This window comes from Burkholderia sp. IMCC1007, from assembly GCF_027257875.1.
Classification (GTDB): domain Bacteria; phylum Pseudomonadota; class Gammaproteobacteria; order Burkholderiales; family Burkholderiaceae; genus Burkholderia.
Genome location: NZ_JAPVQY010000003.1, coordinates 296,127 through 311,409 on the forward strand (window position 1 = coordinate 296,127; position 15,283 = coordinate 311,409).

The 15,283-nt window shown below is 65.1% G+C and carries 10 protein-coding genes; 6 read left to right on the forward strand and 4 right to left on the reverse strand.

Going from position 1 to position 15,283, the window contains the following annotated elements; all coding sequences use genetic code 11:
* Nucleotides 1-7: 7 nt before the first annotated feature.
* Genes O1Q03_RS05480 through O1Q03_RS05490 form a run of 3 tightly spaced genes read right to left on the reverse strand, consistent with a single transcriptional unit; the run spans nt 8 to nt 8,691 of the window.
* Nucleotides 8-2,977 carry a response regulator gene (locus O1Q03_RS05480; protein ID WP_269502038.1) on the reverse strand — a complete coding sequence of 990 codons (2,970 nt, stop codon included), beginning with the start codon at nt 2,975-2,977 and terminating at the stop codon, nt 8-10.
* Nucleotides 2,978-2,989: 12 nt separating this feature from the next.
* The gene (locus O1Q03_RS05485; RefSeq protein ID WP_269502039.1) at nt 2,990-7,984 is read right to left on the reverse strand and encodes an AAA family ATPase; all 4,995 of its coding nucleotides are present in this window, start codon (nt 7,982-7,984) and stop codon (nt 2,990-2,992) included.
* A gap of 26 nt (nt 7,985-8,010) precedes the next feature.
* Nucleotides 8,011-8,691: a response regulator transcription factor gene (locus tag O1Q03_RS05490; protein ID WP_269502041.1), complete on the reverse strand. Its 681-nt coding sequence runs from the start codon at nt 8,689-8,691 to the stop codon at nt 8,011-8,013.
* Between the two features lie 361 nt (nt 8,692-9,052).
* On the opposite strand from O1Q03_RS05490, the gene O1Q03_RS05495 reads away from it, so the two are divergent.
* The 4 genes from O1Q03_RS05495 to O1Q03_RS05510 all read left to right on the forward strand — a co-directional run bounded on the left by O1Q03_RS05495 (nt 9,053) and on the right by O1Q03_RS05510 (nt 12,824).
* The gene (locus O1Q03_RS05495; protein WP_269502042.1) at nt 9,053-10,480 is read left to right on the forward strand and encodes an ATP-binding protein; all 1,428 of its coding nucleotides are present in this window, start codon (nt 9,053-9,055) and stop codon (nt 10,478-10,480) included.
* A gap of 429 nt (nt 10,481-10,909) precedes the next feature.
* Nucleotides 10,910-11,623, forward strand: coding sequence for a PadR family transcriptional regulator (locus O1Q03_RS05500; RefSeq protein ID WP_269502043.1), 714 nt, complete (start codon nt 10,910-10,912; stop codon nt 11,621-11,623).
* Nucleotides 11,624-11,661: 38 nt separating this feature from the next.
* Nucleotides 11,662-12,483: a siderophore-interacting protein gene (locus O1Q03_RS05505; RefSeq protein WP_442865748.1), complete on the forward strand. Its 822-nt coding sequence runs from the start codon at nt 11,662-11,664 to the stop codon at nt 12,481-12,483.
* Nucleotides 12,484-12,599: 116 nt separating this feature from the next.
* The gene (locus O1Q03_RS05510; protein WP_269502046.1) at nt 12,600-12,824 is read left to right on the forward strand and encodes a hypothetical protein; all 225 of its coding nucleotides are present in this window, start codon (nt 12,600-12,602) and stop codon (nt 12,822-12,824) included.
* Nucleotides 12,825-12,858: 34 nt separating this feature from the next.
* Here O1Q03_RS05510 and O1Q03_RS05515 read toward each other — a convergent pair whose 3' ends face one another.
* The gene (locus O1Q03_RS05515) at nt 12,859-13,440 is read right to left on the reverse strand and encodes an undecaprenyl-diphosphatase (protein WP_269502047.1); all 582 of its coding nucleotides are present in this window, start codon (nt 13,438-13,440) and stop codon (nt 12,859-12,861) included.
* A gap of 460 nt (nt 13,441-13,900) precedes the next feature.
* Here O1Q03_RS05515 and O1Q03_RS05520 point away from each other — a divergent pair, with 460 nt between their 5' ends.
* Nucleotides 13,901-14,641: an acetoacetate decarboxylase gene (locus O1Q03_RS05520; protein WP_269502048.1), complete on the forward strand. Its 741-nt coding sequence runs from the start codon at nt 13,901-13,903 to the stop codon at nt 14,639-14,641.
* A gap of 49 nt (nt 14,642-14,690) precedes the next feature.
* The coding region (locus O1Q03_RS05525) for a 3-hydroxybutyrate dehydrogenase (protein ID WP_269502049.1) at nt 14,691-15,283 on the forward strand (593 nt) is incomplete at its 3' end.

Consider the following 15,283-nt stretch of genomic DNA (forward strand, 5'->3'; position numbering starts at 1 on the left):
CGCATCGTCAACTCCCTTCGCTGTTCAGATGATGTTCGATCAACGAAAGCAGAGCCTGCGATTCGTAGGTCATGGCAAGTTGCCGCAAACGCGCGGCGAACGGTTCATACTTTTCATGCGAACTCACAAGACGATCGGCGTGCCGGCTGATGTCGCGCATCGAGCCGAGCAGCGCATAGCGGTGCAGCGCCGTCATTTCCTCGCGCGGCGGGATGATCATCGGCCGGTCAGCTTCGCAGGATGGGTCGGCTCCCTGCTGTGTCACCAGGCCGAGCAGCCTTGCGATCGAGCCCAATAGGCGGTCGAGATTGAGCGGCTTTTCGAGAAACACGTTTGCGCCCGCGTCGATGCTCGCGCGTGCGTTCTGTTCGGACGCGTCGGCGGATACGACGATCACGGGCGTCGCTGCCAGTGCTGGCGAACGGCGCAGATGGTGCAGCGTTTCTATGCCGCCCATCAACGGCATCACCGTGTCGAGCACGATCAGTTCGGGCGCGCACGCTGCAGCCTTGTCGAGTGCATCGCGCCCATCGCTGCTTTCGATCACACGAAAGCCGGCCTGTCCCAGCACTTCCGCGAGCAGCGTGCGGTTCGCGGGGACATCGTCGACCACCAGAATGGCGCGGCCCGCGCCATCGAGGCTGCCCGCCCGAACACGCGGTACGCATTCGTCCAGCCCGGCCGCCGACGCGGGCGCATCCAGTTCGAAACCAAACACGCTGCCCTCGCCGGCCGAACTTGTGACTTCGATCTCGCCGCCCATCATGCGGACGAGTTGCCGGCTGATCGCGAGACCCAGCCCCGCGCCGCCGCTGCGCCGCGTGTGATCGCCCGCCTGTTCGAACGGTTGAAAGATCGCTTCCAGCCGGTCGGCGCTCACGCCGATACCGGTATCGCGCACCGCGAAGCGCAGGCGCCCCGCCTCGCCTCGGCTGACCGACAGCGTGACCCCGCCGTGGTCGGTGAACTTGACGGCATTCTCGAGCAGATTGAGCAGCACCTGGCGTAGCCGGCGCTCATCGACACGGACCACGGCAGGAAGATCGGGCGCGGCCACATAGTTCAGCACGAGGCGCTTTTGCTGCGCGCGCACGGCGACGATTTCCGCGATCGTCTCGAGAAACCCGCGCAGCGACACTTCGCCGACCTGCAGTTCCAGCTTGCCGGCACCCAGACGCGCGAAGTCGAGAATATCGTTGATCAGCGTCAGCAGATGCTGCCCGCTCTGCTCGATCACACCGACACTCGCCAGCTGGCGCGTGTCGAGCCGCGCGTCACGCTGCAGTATCTGCGCATAGCCGAGAATGCCGTTGAGCGGCGTGCGCAGTTCATGGCTGATGTTGGCGAGGAACTGGTCCTTCGCGCGGCTGGCCGCTTCCGCCGCGTCCTTCGCGACGCGCACCGTGTCTTCCAGCGCCTTGCGCGCGGAGATGTCCTGAATGATGACGATGACGTGGGTCGTCTGACCTGACGCGTCCTGCTGAAGCGCAACCGACAGCGTTACCCACACGCGCGCCCCGTCGAACCTGACAAGCGGCACCTCCTCCGAATAATGTTTGAGCTTGCCTTCCGTCAGCAGGCGGAACCGGTCGATGCTCGCCACGCTGAAATCAGCATCGATCAGCTCGTGCAGACGTCGCTGTTGCAACGCGTCCCGCGGCCAGCCGACGATCTCGCGCGACCGATGATTCACACGCAGAAAGCGCCCATCGAGATCGCAATGCACGACGCCGACCGCGGCGTTTTCGAAGGTGCCTCGAAAGCGCTCTTCGCTCGCGCGCAGCGCCTGCTCGGTCATTTTCAGTTGCGTGATGTCGACCAGACTGCCGACGAAGCGCACCGGCTTGCCCGTCGCGTCGCGGCGCGCGGTGCCGCGCACCAGCACCCAGCGGTCGGTGCCGTCGCGATGCCGCAGCCGGTTCTCCAGTTCGAACAAGCCGTCGCCGCTTTCGAGGAACGACGCGACCGCGCGATCCGTGCTGTCGCGATGATCGGGATGCAGCACGCTCATGTACGCTTCGTAATCGAGGCGCGCTTGCGGCGTGTCGAAGCCGAGCCACTCGTAGATGTTCGAATAGCGAGCGAAGCCGAGCTTGTAATCGCCTTCGGGCATGTCGATTTCCCACACGCCGACATTCGAGCCGTACATCGCCATTTCGAGCCGCGCATTGGTCTCGCGAAGAATTTCCGCTTCCTGCGCGCGGCGCTTTTGCGTCACGTCGCGAAACACGATCACGATGCCCTGACGTACGCCGCGTTCGTCCGTCATCGGCGTGCCCGTGCATTCGACGGGCAGGTCGCTGCCGCCGCGCACGCGCAGAACGGCGCGCGCGGGCAGCCCGCCGTCGCGCGCGGTTTGCAGCACGGCGGCCATCGGATCGTCGATCAGCGCGAGCGTGTTCTCATCGTGCAGACGGAAAACCTCGCGTAGCGGCCGTCCCGTCGCTTCGCTGCGCGACCAGCCCGTCAGCGCTTCGCCGGCGAGATTGACAAAGGTGACGAGGCCATCGACATCGGTCGACAGCACGCCGTCGCCGATACTCGACAGCGTGATCGCATAGCGCTGCTCGCTCTCGCGCAAACGCCGCTCGGCGCTGTGCTTGTAAAGCGCCATTTCGACGACGGTACGCAACTGCGTGTCGTCGAAGGGCTTGAGCACGTAGCCGTACGGTTCCGCTGCCGTCGCGCGGCGGATCGTCTCTTCGTCCGCATAGGCGGTGAGAAACACGACGGGAATGTCGCGCGCTTCGCGGATACGCCGCGCGGTATCGATGCCGTCCAGTTCGCCTTCGAGCCGCACGTCCATCAGCACCAGATCCGGCTTGCTGCCTGCGGGCAGCGTGTCGAGCAACGCGAGCGCTTCTTCGCCGCTACCCGCGCTGCCGACCACAACATAGCCCGCGCGGTTCATCTGTTGCGCGATATCGCGTGCAACGATGCGGTCATCCTCGACGATCAAGATTTGCGCGCTGGTCATGGCGTGTGGCCGTCAACGTTCGGCTGCATTGAAGTGAATGGTGAAAGTGGTGCCGTGCTGCTGCGCGATATCGACGCGGCCGCGCAATTGCAGCGCGAGGTCGTGAACGAGGCGCAAGCCGAGCGTTTCATCGCGTTCGAACGAAAAATCAGGCGCGAGGCCGACGCCGTCGTCGGCGACGATCAACGCGCAGCGCTGGTCGTCGATCGCCTTGAGCTCGACCTTGAGCACGCCGCCGCGCTGATCCGGAAACGCATGCTTGAGCGCATTCGACACCAGTTCGTTGATGACGAGACCGCACGACACCGCGCGGTTCATGTCGAGCTGAATGTCGTCGACGTCGATCCGCAGGTCGACGCCCAGTCGCCCCATGTCGTAGACACGTGCCAGATGACCGCATAACGTCTTCACGTGCGCCGTCATCGCGATGCGCGCGAAGTTGCCCGCGCGATACAGGTTCTCGTGCACCATCGCCATCGAGCGTACGCGATTGCGGCTGTCGGCGAACAGCTCGGCCACGGCCTTGTCCGTCACGCGCTCCGCTTGAAGATTCAGCAGGCTGCTGATCAGTTGCAGATTGTTCTTCACGCGATGATGCACTTCATGCAGCAGCGCATCTTTCTCGGCGAGCAACGCTTGCTTCTCTTCGAGCGACGCATTTTCGAGCGACACGGCCGCCTGTGACGCAAGCAGCCCGAGCACGGCGAGACGCGCGGGCGTGAACACGCCCGGCGCGAGTTCGTTCTCCAGATACAGCACGCCGATCAGCTTCGACTGCTTGACGAGCGGCAGCGACAGCACCGAACGCGAATGCTGCGCGGCGAAATGCTCGTCGGTCGACCAGGTCTGGTCGGAGAATGCATCGTCGATCAGCAACGCGCGTTGCGTGCGAATGCTTTCGAGCAGCACGGCGCTCGACAGATCCTGCGCATTCACCGGCCTGCTGTCGAAGCGCACTTCCGTGCCTTCGCGCGCCGCCACCGCGGTTGCTTCGATCCACAACGCGTCGGCGCGCGGCAGCACGAGCAGCGCGCGCCGCGCGCCCGCATGTTCGAGCATGATGGTCATCAGCGTGCGCATCAGACGCTCGGGAATCAGTTCGCCGGAGATCGCCTGCGACGCCTTCATCACGGTATCGACGTCGATATGTTCGGCGACGATGCCGGGCGTCGGCGCCTGCTCGACGGGCTCGCGCAGCAACTCGGCATGACGCCCGTCGAGCGACTTCACGCGCGCCATCGCGCCCCAGCGCAACCACGCGCGGCGCGCGTTGCGGACATACGCAGCCGCCGTCGTCGCAAAGCCGCGCGCCAGATAGAACTTCGCGGCGATCTCATGCGCGAGCGCTTCGTCGTGCGGGAAATCATGCTTGCGCGCGAGACGGATCGCTTCTTCGTAGTGATTCATCGCTTCGAACTCGCGGCCCGCAATGCGCGCGATTTCGCCGCGCATCAACGCCGCGCGGCTGCTGAAGTTGCTCGGGCAGTGCTGGGCCCACAGCGCCAGCTGCCGCTGATGCGTGGCGAGCTTGTCCAGATTCCCGGCCTTGGCGTTTTCCGGCGCGCCGTCATGCCAGCGTGCGCGCGCGAGCCCTGCAAAGAACTGATACTCGGCGATTTCGAAATGACCCGACGATGTCCACAGCAACGGCGACGCCTTGCTGTCCGCATGCATCGCGCCGTCGATATCGCCTGCCAGATAGCGCGCCTGCAGCTTGCGGATCCAGTACCAGCACGCCGCGATCGCGAGACTCGGATCGCCGTCGACGCGCTTCTCGAACGCGGCATCGCCGAACGGATCGGGAAGTGGGTCATGCGCGTCGAGGTTGCCGCGCAACGAACGAATCAGCGCGAGCTGCGCGGTGATGATGTCGACGATCAGGCCGAACTTCGCGGCCTGAACGATCTGCAGACGACGCTGCGCTTCCTGCTCGACTTCCGCGAGCGGCTCGCCCGCGGCGATCAGCGTCGTGACCGTGCAGCAGCTGCTGAAGCCGATGTAGGTCAGATCGCCGCCTTCGCTCGCGACTTCGAACGCGCGGCGCAGCAACGGCAAACCGGTACGGATCGGCCGCGTCCACGGCGTCACGTGATACGCGAAGCACATGTAGACGCGCGCCTTGAAGCGGTCCAGTCCGCGCTTGTCCACGAGCGCGAGGCCGAGCTGGCCGAAGCGGTAGCCCGCGTCGTAGTCGTCGAACAGCGGACCCGCGACCATGCCGAGATACGCATAGCCGAGCGACGACGCATCGCTGTTGCCGTACAGCAGGCTCAGGTTCGCCATCCGGCACAGCACGAGACACACGAGCTTTTCATCGCTGAAGAACGCGGGCGGCAACACGGCCGTCAGCACGTTCATCGTCGCGGCCAGTCCGGCATCGTCGAGCAAGGGCAGATCGACCAGCGTTTCGATCGGCGCGCCGCCGATACCCTGCAACAGCGTGTCGTATTCTTCGCGCGCCGCGTCGCGGCCCGGATGCGGATTCCAGTCGATGCCGACATGCCGCAGATAGTCGAGGCACGTCTGCACCGCGAGGTTCATCTGATCGAGCGCCGTGTACAGCGTGACGCGCAGAAACGTGACGGCCGCGCGGTCGGCCAGCGTGCGCGCGCGCGTGTCGAGCATCGACAGCCGTTCGTCGCTGCTTGCCGTGGCGCCCGTCAGAAACTCGCATTCGGCGCGCTGGCTTTCCAGCTGGAATTTGCGCGCATAGTCGGCGTCCCAGCCGCTTTCGCCGAGCAGTTCGCTGCCCGTCGACAGGTACGCGAGCGCCGAGCCATACGCCGACGACGCGCGTGCGCGCTGCCCCGCTTCGAGATTGAAGTCGACCACGCGCGCACGTTCGACGGGATCGTCGAGTAAAGGAATGACGCGGTTGTACTGGTTGACGATCTCGAAGATGCTGCGCGCTTCGTCCGTAGCCGGCTGCGCCGCGAGAATCCGGCCGATCCGCAGATGCGCGTGCGCACGCTGCAGCGGCGGGATCAGTTCATACGCTGCCTCGTGCACGCGGTCGTGCACGAACGCATAGCCTTCGCGGCTGCGGTACAGCAGGCCCGCCTCGACGCCATCGGCGAGTGTCGCAGCCACCTGCGCGTCGTCCAGGCCGCTGATGCGCGACAGCAGCGGCGACGTCGCGCGGCCGCCCAGACACGCGAACTGTTCGAGCAACGCCTGCGTGCCGCGCGGCAACCGTTCGATCTTGCCGACCATCAGATCGACAATGCTGTCCGCGAAACGCGCTTCGCGCAGCCGTTCGTTGTCCCACGTCCAGATGCGGCACTCGAGATCGAACGCGAGGAAACGCTCGTCGGCGAGAAACTGCAGAAACTGCACGACGTAGAACGGATTGCCACCCGTGCGTTCGAACACGAGACGGCTCAGGCCCTCCAGTTCGGGCCGCGTGGTCTTGAGGGCGTCGCCGATCAGATGCGCGACGTCGTCGGGTTGCAGCGGCGTCAGCATGATTTCGTCGACACGCGTGCCCGTCTGCCGGATCAGATCGACCGTGCGTCTGAGCGGATGCGCGACGCCCACTTCGTTGTCGCGATACGCGCCCACCACGAACACGTTGCACACGCCCGGCCCGCACAGCTGTTCGAGCAGGCCGAAGGTGCCCGCGTCGCTCCATTGCAGGTCGTCGAGAAACAGCACGAGCGGCTGGCCGTCGCACGGGAACGCAGCGATGAAGCGCGTGAACACAGCGAGAAAGCGCGCGCGTGCTTCCTGCGGCGCCAGTTCGGGCACGGGCGGCTGCGGCCCGACGATCGCCTCCAGCTCGGGAATCAGCTCGACGATCAGCTGGCCGTTCGCGCCGAGCGCATCGTGCAGGCGCTGGCACAGGTCCGCGTGTGCGCGCATGCCGTCGTCGATCAGCTCGCGGATCAGCGTCTGGAACGCCTGTGCGAGCGTCGCATACGGAATGTCGCGCTTGTAGCGTTCGAACTTGCCCGACGCGAACCATCCGCGCGACGCTGCAGGCGTCATGCGCAACCCGCTCACGAGCGTCGATTTGCCGATGCCCGAATAGCCGGACACCAACGCCACGCCCGTCTCGCCGCTCTGCACGACGCGCTCCAGCGCGGCTTCGAGCTTGTGCTGCTGTTTCTGGCGTCCATAGAGACGAAACGGCCGTTGCAGCTGATCGGGCGCATCGGACGCACCCGGCGCAAACGGCTCGACGTTGCCCGATTTGCGCCATGCGTCGAGACAGCGCCGCAGATCGTGTTCGAGGCCTGCTGCCGTCTGATAGCGCTGCGCGGCGTCTTTCGACAGCAGGCGTGCAACGATCGCGGCCAGTGGCGCGGGCACGCCGTCAATGCATTCGGCCACTGGCACGGGCACCTGCGCCGTATGGCAATGCAGCCATTCCGCAGCCGAAGCGGCCCGATACGGCAACTTCCCCGTCACCATTTCGTACAGCACGACGCCGAGCGAGTACAGATCGGCACGCGAGTCGGACCAGCGGTTCATCAGCCCGGTGCGTTCGGGCGACAGATAGGGGAGCGCTTCGACGGCGATCGTGGGCAGGCCGTCGCGCGGACGCTCGCGCGGCGCACTGGAGACAAGGCCGAGACCCGTCAGCGCGATCGCTTGGGTCGCATCGTCGATGAGAATGTTACCCGGCCGGATGTCGTTGTGCGTGAGGCCGCGGCTGTGCAGCGAGCGCAGCGCCGACGCGAGGTTCACGGCAACGGTCAGGAACCGGCCTATGGGCAACGGCCCCGCTTGCGCGATGCGCAGCGATCTGCCGCCCGGATCCTCGAGCACGAGCGTCACGTTGCGCTCGTCGCGCAGCAGCGCGTGAGGTCGCGCGACATTCGCGCCGTCGAGCATGCCGCGCAGCTGATACGCGTGCTCCAGACGCTCGTGGCTTTCCGGCTGCGGCTGCGATGCCGACAACGTGACCGTCAGCCAGCTATCTGACGCCTCCTGGCTCGTCAGGCGAGACAGCACGAACTGACCATCGTCGCTCAATGTCGTTCTGTCGTAGCCCGTGAGCATCATGGTTCCATCCTCGCGAGACGCGCTGGTCACGCAGCGGCAGTGAGCATGTAGCCCGCGTTGCGGATGGTCCGCAGCAGCGAGCGCTCGAAGCCCGTGTCGATCTTCTGGCGCAGCTTGCTCACGTGCACGTCGATGACGTTCGTTTGCGGATCGAAATGGTATTCCCAGATGTTTTCGAGCAGCATCGTGCGGGTGACGACTTGCTCCGCGTGGCGCATCAGATATTCGAGCAGCTTGAATTCGCGCGGCTTGAGCACGATTGCAGTGCCCGCGCGCGTCACTTTCCGCGATAGCAGGTCCATGCAGAGATCGCCGACCTTGAGCTTCGTGTCAAAGCCGTTGTCCTGCGAACGCCGCGCGAGCGCTTCGAGCCGCGCGACGACTTCGCCGAACGAAAATGGCTTGACGACGTAATCGTCGCCGCCCGCCTTCAGCCCGCGAATCCGTTCGTCGACTTCGTCGAGTGCGCTGAGGATCAGCACGGGTACCTTGCTGCCCGACGCGCGCAGCGCCGCGACGATCCTGAGTCCGTCCATACCGCCGGGCAGCATGCGGTCGAGCACGATCGCGTCGTAGGATTCGCCGATCGCGAGCGCCATGCCATCGCGGCCGTTGTCGGCCCAATCGACGACGTGGCCGGCTTCAAGCAGGCCTTTCTTCAGAAAGCCCGCCACCTGCTGATTGTCTTCGACCAAGAGAATTTTCATTGCTGGATTCGCGGCCCGTCAGTCACGCGTCGTGTGCGCCCTGACAAAAAGGCCGCCGACGTGTGCAGGTCGGGCGAAATTGTGCACCGTCGCGCTGACCTTTCATTATCCCCTCGACGGGACAGATGAAGCGACAACCCCGTATTAAATTTTTTTAATCAACGTGCGCGTGGGTGCGTGCCGCCGCTTGCCGGGGGGCTCGGCGGCATCCGACCGCGCACATTAACAAACGTTAACGGTATCGCCACCCTCCGAAAAGCCGCCGCTTCATAAGATGACGGTGTGAAATTCACACGCGCCGAGCCGCGCGGGCACGTGCAACCCATTCACTCTCTGTCGGATGATGCTTATGAACCCGGTCATGGAACAGTCAGCTAGGCCGCAGTATCGAAGCACCCCCGAGCCTTCCGTCATCGCGTTGGGTGAATTCGAACTGAACCTCGGCATGCGTGCGCTGTGCAAGGCGGGGCACGAAGTGCCGCTCGGCTCGCGTGCGTTCGACATTCTATCGGCGATCGTGCTTGCAGCCGGGCGGATCGTGTCCAAGGACGAACTGATGGAGACCGTATGGCCGGGTGTGTTCGTCGAAGAAAGCAACATCCATGTGCATCTGAGCGCGGTCCGTAAAGCGCTCGGCGACCATCGTCAACTGATCGACACCGTACCGGGGCGCGGCTATCGATTCAAGGTATTCGACGGCGTGCCGGCGGAGCCTGGACGCGACGCACCGACCGAGCGGCATGCGCCGCTCTTGCGCAACGCGGATGCAATGTCCGCGGCGAGGCATCGATTGCCGGGCAGAAGAACGCTGTTCGGTCGCGCCACGGCTCTCGATGAAATCGAGGGCCTCTTTGCGCTCAGCCGCGTGGTCACGCTGACGGGGCCAGGCGGCGTCGGCAAGACCTGCCTCGCCATTGAACATGCGCACCGCACGATCGCCGCCGGCACGTCCGATGTCGTGTTCATCGACCTCGAGGAAGCGGGATCGCTCGCGGCCGTCTCGCAGATCGGGCCAGCGCCCTCGCCGGCCGCCGGTACACTGCTCGTACTGGACAATGCAGAGCACATCGTTGACGAGGTGGCGGACCTCGTGGAACGGCTGATCGGCCAATGGCATGGCTTGCGCGTGCTGCTCACGAGCCGCGAGCGCCTTCGCATCGCGCCCGAGATTGTGTTCCGCGTCGAACCGCTCGCGCTACCGGCAGACGAGTCGTGCCGCGACAGCCTGATGCAGTCGCCTGCCGTCGCGCTGTTCCTGGAGCGCGCAAGCCGATGCGGCGTGCGAGTTGACGACGAGCATCAACTCAGGATCGTCGCTGAAATCTGTCGCCGGCTCGACGGGCTTCCTCTCGCGATCGAGCTCGCCGCCGGGCGTGCGTCCGTATTGGGTCTCGAAGGGGTGCGCCAGCGTCTCGAAGAGCGCTTTCTGCTTCTCGCAGGGGGTTATCGCACGGCGCAGCCGCGACACCGAACATTGCGCGCCGCGTTTGACTGGAGTTTCCAGCGGCTCACGCACAACGAACAGGCCGTCGTTCTTCGCATCGCACGGTTCAACCATGCGTTCACGCTGGATTCCGTGTACGCCGTCGTTTGCGACGACAGTGTCGACCGCACGACCGCGCTCGACTGCATCGCGCAACTGGTCGAAAAGTCGATTCTCGACGTGAGCTTCGTCGGTGTCACGGCAACCTACCGTCTCTCGGAATCGGCTCGCACGTACGCACTTGCGCTCGGATCGGGTAATGAGCCATGCAATGTCGCGAGGCAGTGCGCCCGCTACGCGCAGTGAGCGACGGATGACCGTAGTGACGGTTCAGCGGCAATTTTGAATAAATGCGAGCATTGCCGATCCGGCGGGCCGGGCTGCGTGCCAGCGGAGTGGTCGCGCTGAAGGTCAACGATGTCGACCGTGAGCGCGCGACTTCGGGTAGAGAGCAGGTCAAGGCGCACGCTCTCCGTTTGCCAGACGGGCAGCATATCCATCAAGCCAGCTTCGCCTGGCATGCACTCTATCTGTCTTGCCTGTGCCTTCGATGCCTCCAGCACCGGTTCGATAAACATCGGAAAGTGGTGGATCGCACGACCGTCCACCAGCCTTGCCGTGCAATCGCGCGAAATCCCGCCCCATCCCGCCCCATCCCGCCCCCGATAATCTCCTTGACGACCTATCTTTCGATATATATCTTTAGATATGTTTTACGACATATAGGACACGATCATGCGACACAACCCCTCCCGCGGCCATGCCGGATGCGACGGTCATCGTGCGCATGCCGGCCCTGAATGGTTCGCCGGTGTCTGGCACGCGATCGGCCGCCATCGGCGCGGCCACGATCCGTTCGGTGGCGGCGGCCCGTTCGGTGGCCGCGGCGGACGCGGCGGCTTTGGCGATTTCGGTGACGACGGCATGCCGCGCGGCCGCCAGTTCAGCTCCGACGATCTTCAATTGCTGCTGCTCGCGCTCGTCGCCGAGCAGCCGAGCCACGGCTACGAGCTCATCAAGGCGCTCGACACCCGCTCGAACGGCTTCTACAGCCCGAGCCCCGGCATGGTGTACCCGGCACTCACGTATCTCGAGGAAGTCGGCTTCGTCGCGTCACAGGCGGAAGGCAACCGCAAGCGCTACGCCCTCACCGACGCCGGCCGCGCGCATCTCGATGCGCAGCGCGAACGGGTCGACACCCTGTTCGCGCGCCTCACGCATCTCGCGCGCAAGATGGAGTTCATGCGCCGCGCATTCGCCGGCGAAGCGGCAGGCGGCGAAGCACCGGACGACGCACAGCCCGGCTGGCTGCCGGAGTTCGTCGAAGCCCGGCTCGCGCTGAAGCGCGCGCTGCTGCACAAGAGCGCGGCCGACGCCGACGAACAACGCCGCATCGCGGCCATCATGCGCCGCGCCACTGCCGAAATCGAAGGCGGCCCCGGCGCGTAACCCGCGCCGCCCCGTCAAAACCCAAGGAGAACGGATTGATCCCAAACACATCCGAACGCGCGGTCACCCGCGTGCGCCATACCCTCAAGTTCCGCCTGCTGCAGGTCGTGCGCGTGCACGCCGTGACGCCGCACTTGCTGCGCGTCACGCTTGGCGGCCCCGACCTCGCGGATTTCGAATCGTCGTCGTTCGACGATCACGTGAAGGTGTTTTTCCCGCCGCCCGGCGCCGACCGACCGGCGCTGCCGACGCTCGGCGCGAATGGGCCCGAGTTTCCGGAAGGCGAACCGAAGCCCGTCGCGCGCGACTTCACGCCGCGCCGCTTCGACCGCGCCGCCTGCGAACTGGATCTGGAATTCGTGCTGAACCATCCCGGCCCCGCATCGCAATGGGCCGCGCAGGCGCGCGTCGGCCAATGGCTCGGCATCGGCGGCCCGCGCGGGTCGTTCGTGGTCCCGATCGATTTCGACTGGCATCTGCTGATCGGCGACGATACGGCGCTGCCGGCGATCGCACGGCGTCTCGAGCAATTGCCGGCCGGCTCGCGTGCAGCGGTGGTGCTGGAAGTCGCGGATCGCACCGCGCGGATCGCGTTTGATACGCGCGCCGACGTGCATGAAATCTGGCGGTTTCGCGCCGAAGCGGTCGCCGCGGACGAAGACCTGCTGCTGACCGCCGTGCGCGAGTTGCCGCTGCCGCCGTCCGGCGACGGTTACGTGTGGGCGGCCGGCGAAGCGCAGTCGATGCGCGCGGTGCGCCTGCACCTGACGGGCGAACGCGGGGTGCCAAAGTCGCGGATCCGCGCGGCGGCCTACTGGAAGCGCGGCGCGGCGGCCGTGCACGAGACGCTGGAAGACTGACCGCGCAAGCACGCCCGCCGGCGGGGTTGGCATCGGCGATGCGGCTGGTATATATGTATGTGAGCGGCGCCGCTGTCGGACGACAGCCGCCGCAGCCCGTACAGGAGCGCCCGGTCATGACAAAGGAAAACCACGCGTCGCCGTTCCTTCGCAACCTGAAGATCGTCGGATATTGCGGCCTGGCCGCGATCGTGCTCGCGCTATTCGTCGCGATGTGCGCGATCCTGAAGGAAAGCTCGCTCGAACGCGACGCCGCCCAACATCCGGGCGAGACGCCGGAACTGCACGAAGCGGGCGGCGGCACGTCCGCTTCGACCGAATCGGCCAAGACGCCCGACTGACGGCGTCCGGCCCGTACTTCTCCTGTTGTCCGGCTCAGGGCGCCCGCTCGCGCCCCATCATCACTGCGTGCACCGCGTCGCCGATTCGTTCGAGCGGCTCGACCACACGTTGCCCATACAAGTGCGCGGCCAGCGCGCCGGCCGTGCCGACCAGCACACCACCCGCCATGTCGAACGGCCAGTGCACGCCCGCATACACGCGGCCCCACGCGATCGCCGCGGCCATCGCGACCATCACGAATCCGGTCAGCCGCGTCGTACCGGCGAGCAGCATGCCGACCGCGACGCTCCATGCGAACGTCATGTGATCGCTCGGAAACGAGCTGTCCGGCGCGTGCGGAATCAGTTGCGTGCCGACGCCCGCCATGAACGGCCGCGGCGAGAACCAGAAATGCCCGAGCACCTGCGCGAGCGCGAGCGCCACGCAAGCGCCGACGCCGGCTTCGACCGCCTGACGCCGCGTCGGCCGCTCGCCGAAGATCCAGGTGAGCAACAGCATGACGGGCAGCGCATAGACGAGCCAGTCGGCGGCGAAGATCGCGAGGCGGGCCACGCCGGGGTTCGGCGCGGCGCCGGCATTGATGGCGGAAAACAGGGTGAGATTGAGGTTCTGCATGAATCCGGTTGCGTGGAACGTGAGTGGGGACCGGTCGTGCCGGTCGGATGCGAACGATGCTAGTGCTCACTCGCTTAAGCGGCGCTTAATGCGCCGGACGACCTGCACCGATTTCGGGAGACCCGAACCGGGGCCGGTTCGCCGCGGCGAGCGCACTTAGAACCTGCACTGCAACACAAGTTCACACAATTGTCACATTCTCGCGCGACCGTCTCCCGTAAAAACTCACCATTCATCCCGTAAAGGCTCACCTTTTTCACATCGTGGCGGCATTGACGGCCGCGAATACCGGGCCGCCGTGCGAAATCCATGCCGTTTGTGTCGCTCACCTCAACATTTACATCGCCACTACGTCGAAAACGGCAACAATTATTTCCAGATGCGGCATCGCACAACGGCAGCGCACAGGCATACGATTACGTCCACTCATCCACGAAGCGATCAACAACAAGGAGTCCGCATGAAACCCAGCGATGTCCGATCGAAAGCGTTTGCGATGCCGTTGACCAGCCCTGCGTTCCCGATGGGCCCGTACCGTTTCGTCGATCGTGAGTTTCTGATCATCACGTACCGCACCGATCCGGACCGCCTCCGTGAAATTGTCCCCGAGCCGCTGCAGGTCAACGAGCCGCTCGTGCATTACGAATTCATTCGCATGGCCGATTCCACCGGCTTCGGCGACTACACCGAAAGCGGCCAGGTGATCCCCGTCGAATACAACGGCCAGGCCGGCGGCTACACGCTCGCGATGTATCTCGACGATCACCCGCCGATCGCCGGCGGCCGCGAGCTGTGGGGTTTCCCGAAGAAGCTCGCGTCGCCCACGCTGCACGTGAACACCGATCACCTCCTCGGCACGCTCGACTTCGGCAAGGTGCGCGTCGCGACCGGCACGATGGGCTACAAGCACAAGGAACTCGACATCGACGAGCAGATGAAGCGCCTCGCCGGCCCGAACTTCCTGCTGAAGATCATCCCGCACGTCGACGGCACCGCACGGGTGTGCGAACTGGTGCGCTACTACATGCAGGACATCAAGATGAAGGGCGCGTGGACGGGCCCCGCATCGCTCGAGCTGGCGCCGCACGCGCTCGCGCCGGTGGCCGATCTGCCGGTCCTCGAGATCGTCGAAGCACGCCACCTCGTCGCAGATTTGACACTCGGCCTCGGCGAAGTCGTCTACGATTACCTGGCTCAGTAACACGTCCGTCCTTTCTCCCTGTCAATCCTTTCACCACGGGAAATTCGAAATGAGCAACCTGAATGGCAAGACCGCAGTCGTCACGGGCGCCGCGAGCGGCATCGGCAAGGAAATCGCACTCGAACTCGCGAAAGCGGGTGCGGCCGTCGCGATCGCCGACCTGAACCAGGACGGCGCAAACGCGGTGGCCGACGAGATCAACAAGGCAGGCGGCAAGGCAATCGGCGTCGCGATGGACGTGACCAACGAAGACGCCGTGAACAGCGGCATCGACAAGGTGGCCGAAGCGTTCGGCTCGGTCGACATCCTTGTATCGAACGCCGGCATCCAGATCGTCAACCCGATCGAGAACTACTCGTTCGCCGACTGGAAGAAGATGCAGGCGATCCACGTCGACGGTGCATTCCTGACGACCAAGGCCGCGCTCAAGCACATGTACAAGGACGATCGCGGCGGCGTCGTGATCTACATGGGTTCGGTGCACTCACACGAGGCGTCGCCGCTGAAGTCGGCGTATGTGACGGCCAAGCACGGCCTGCTCGGTCTTGCCCGCGTGCTGGCGAAGGAAGGCGCGAAGCACAACGTGCGCTCGCACGTGGTGTGTCCGGGCTTCGTGCGCACGCCGCTCGTCGACAAGCAGAT